Raw genomic sequence first — 596 nt, 5'->3', positions numbered from 1 at the left:
CTGCAGCTGGAATGGGAAGGCCCCGACAGCAACGGCCAGCGCGAGGTCATCTCGGGCGAGGCGTTCAGCCACGGCGATATGAGTGATGATCACAGCGGGCATGATGGACATGACACCGACGACCACGGCAATAGTGGTGGCGCGGGCCTGCCCGGTCTGCTTGGATCTTACTTCGTTATGGGGTCGGGCATTTCCAGCCTGTCCCAGATAGACTTTGACGCCACGCCTGACGGCACCGGCATGGTATCCGAGCTGGACACCTACCGCAGCAACGGGTCTTTGTGGGAGGGCGGTCCGTCCGATGATTTTGCGGCCCGTTACACAGGCAATCTGAATGTTGTCGAAGGTGGCACCTATACGCTGTTTCTGACATCGGATGATGGCTCGGCGCTTTATATTGACGGTCAGCCGGTCATCGATAATGATGGGCTACACTGGTTCGAAGAGCAGAGCGTCACACTGGATCTGTCAGCGGGCCCCCACGAGATCGAAATCCGGTATTTCGAGCGCGGCGGCGAGGCAACACTGCAGCTGGAATGGGAAGGCCCCGACAGCAACGGCCAGCGCGAGGTCATCTCGGGCGAGGCGTTCAGCCA

At 60.2% G+C, this 596-nt stretch carries 1 protein-coding gene; it reads left to right on the top strand.

Annotated features, from left to right (window positions below; genetic code table 11):
• Window positions 1-596, top strand: a 596-nt coding sequence (locus tag ACR0JR_RS22390; RefSeq protein ID WP_480458219.1) for a PA14 domain-containing protein, incomplete at both ends; no start/stop codon positions are given.

The organism is Ruegeria sp. AA3 (assembly GCF_056542905.1).
This window is presented reverse-complemented; position numbering and strand designations above follow the sequence as displayed.